Annotated in this window: 2 protein-coding genes; one reads left to right on the plus strand and one right to left on the minus strand. The window is 63.4% G+C overall.

The annotated features are described in order from the left end of the window. Positions 1-1,562, plus strand: a 1,562-nt coding sequence (locus KBB36_RS20940; RefSeq protein WP_290985864.1) for a cation:proton antiporter, incomplete at its 5' end; no start/stop codon positions are given. Positions 1,563-1,826: 264 nt separating this feature from the next. Here KBB36_RS20940 and KBB36_RS20945 read toward each other — a convergent pair. Continuing rightward, on the minus strand, positions 1,827-2,682 hold an 856-nt coding region (locus KBB36_RS20945), incomplete at its 5' end, for a class I adenylate-forming enzyme family protein (protein WP_290985867.1).

Below are 2,682 nucleotides of genomic sequence, written 5' to 3' on the forward strand. Positions count from 1 at the left end.
GCGATCATCGAATCGGCCTGGGCGGCGCACAGCTTGGCAGTTGCGCGCTGCTGCTGGGCCTGCTGGGCGCGGCCTTTGGCTGGCCCTGGCAAAGCTGTGCCATTGCCGGTCTTGGCCTGGCACTGTCTTCCACCGCCATCGGCCTGCAACCTTTGACCGAACGTAACCTGCTGCCGACGCCGGGCGGGCGGGCCACTTTCTCGGTGCTGCTGTTTCAGGATATTGCCGTGATCCCGGCTCTGGCCGTGCTGCCGCTGCTGGCGGCGCGCCAGGCTCAAGCCACCACGCAGGATGGCTGGCAGGCGGCAATCCTGGCGGTGGCGGTGATCGGCGCCGTGGTTCTGGGCGGGCGGTATCTCACCCGGCCGCTCTTCCGCTTCATTGCCGGTGCCGGCCTGCGCGAGATTTTCACCGCCGCCGCTTTGCTGATCGTGATCGGCATTGCGGCACTGATGCAATTCGCCGGGCTGTCGATGGCTTTGGGCACCTTCATCGGCGGTGTGCTGCTGGCCGAAAGCGAATATCGCCACGAACTGGAAAGCGATATCGAACCGTTCAAGGGCCTGCTGCTTGGCCTGTTCTTCATTTCGGTTGGTATGTCGGTGGATTTTGCGCTTCTGCTGGCACAGCCTTGGGCGGTGCTGGCGATCATCCTGGGCCTGCTGCTGCTCAAGGGCTTGGTGCTGCTCGGCTTTGCGGTGGCCGCCAAGGTGCCGCGCGGGCAATTGAGCCTGTTCACCTTCCTGCTGGCACCGGGCGGCGAATTCGCCTTTGTGCTGTTCGGCGCGGCGCAGGGCCTGGGCGCCATGCCGGCGGATATTGCCGCCTTGCTCACCGTGTCGGTGGCGTTGTCGATGCTGTTCGGGCCGTTGCTGCTGGTGCTGCATGACAAGGTGATCGAGCCGCGCCTGGTGGCGGTGAATACGCGACCGCAGGATGAAATGGAGGATGAGGGCAATCCGGTGATCGTGGCCGGCTTTGGCCGTGTGGGCCAGATCGCGGTGCGCCTGCTGCATGCCAACCGTATTGCCACCACGGTGCTGGACCATGACCCGGAGATCATCGATGCGCTGCGCCGGTTTGGCTTCAAGGTATTCTATGGCGATGCAACCCGGCTTGATCTGCTGGAAGCGGCCGGCGCGGCCAAGGCCAAGCTGCTGATCGTTGCCATCGACAATGTTGAAGCCTCGCTCAATCTGGTTGATCTGGCGCAGCGGCATTTTCCCAACCTCAAGATCATCGCCCGGGCGCGTGATGTGCAGCATGTTATCGGCCTGATGGATCGCAAGGTGGATGTGCTGGAGCGCGAGACATTTCTCTCCGCCTTGCGGCTTGGCGAGGAGGCGCTCAAGGCGCTCGGCTTCGGCGCCTATTCGGCGCGCAAACGGGCGCTCACCTTCAAGGCGCATAACGAAGCCCTGCTGCGCAATATCCATGCCCATTGGCAGGAGGGTGTTGAAAAACATGTCTCGTTGCAGCAGCAGGCACGGGCGCAGTTGCGACAGAATCTCGAAGCCGACGAGCAGGCAGTGCGCGAGAACAAGGAACTCGGCTGGGATTAGAGCGTGATGACATCATATTGAAGCGTTACGTTTCGCCTGGAGGCGGTAGGCCACTAGGAGAAGCGCGCAGCAGGTACCTTGCGGTACCTGCAAGCGTTTCGACGACGTGGATGCCGCCTCCAGGCGAAACCCTGCGGGCCGGGTAAATTTGGCCTTCGGGTGTGTTGCGCGGCTTGCCCGTAGCCCCACTACGCGCTGCGCCGCGCTCCTACCCGAAGGCCAAATTTACCTCGGCGTAGCGCTTCAATATGATGTCATCCCGCTCTAGAGCAAAGGCGCTTCGGCCAATTTCTTACGCTGCACCTTGCCATTGGCGGTGCGCGGGAAGCTGGCGACAAAACGCCATTCGCGCGGGCATTTGTAAGCGGCCAGACGATCACGGGCAAAATTGTCGAGATCGGCCAGCGCCGGCCGGGCGCCCTCACGCGGCACGATGAAAGCCGCGATAACCGAAACATCCTCGCGCACGCGCAATTCGGTCACCGCCACTTCCTGTACCATCGGATGCTCGGCCAGGGCGGCTTCCACCTCGGCCGGTGAAACGCGATAGCCCATGGCATTCATCACGTCGTCATTGCGGCCGTGATGCCAGAGATAACCATCGGCATCCAGCGCTGCCAGGTCGCCGCCGATGAACCAGTCGCCGCGATAGACCTGGGCTTCTTCCTCAGGCCGATGCCAGTAGCCCAGCATCAGCGAAGGCTCGCTGCGATGCACCGCCAGCAGGCCGATCTCGCCGGCCGGCAGCGGCGTGTCGTCGCCATCCACCGGCAGGATGGCGATGCGGCGGCCGGGCTGCGGCTTGCCCGGGCTGCCGGGTTTGATCGCCATGCCGGGGCCGGTGGAGATGTAGGTGGAAATCTCGCTCATGCCGAGGGCTTCATAGAGCGGCCGCTGCATCACTTCCTGCCATTCCGCCAGCAAAGCGGTGGGCAGAGCCTCGCCCGCCGTGCAGCCATGGCGCAGGCTGGAAAGATCGTATTGTTTCACATCGCCGTATTTCAGGATTTGGCGATACAGCGTCGGCACGGCGGCAAACAATGTGGCGCGGTGGCGCTCAATCAGCTTGGGCCACACGGTCACATCACGCGGGCCGTTATACAGCACTGTGGTGGCGCCC

It is taken from the genome of Ferrovibrio sp. (assembly GCF_017994015.1).
Lineage (GTDB): Bacteria > Pseudomonadota > Alphaproteobacteria > Ferrovibrionales > Ferrovibrionaceae > Ferrovibrio.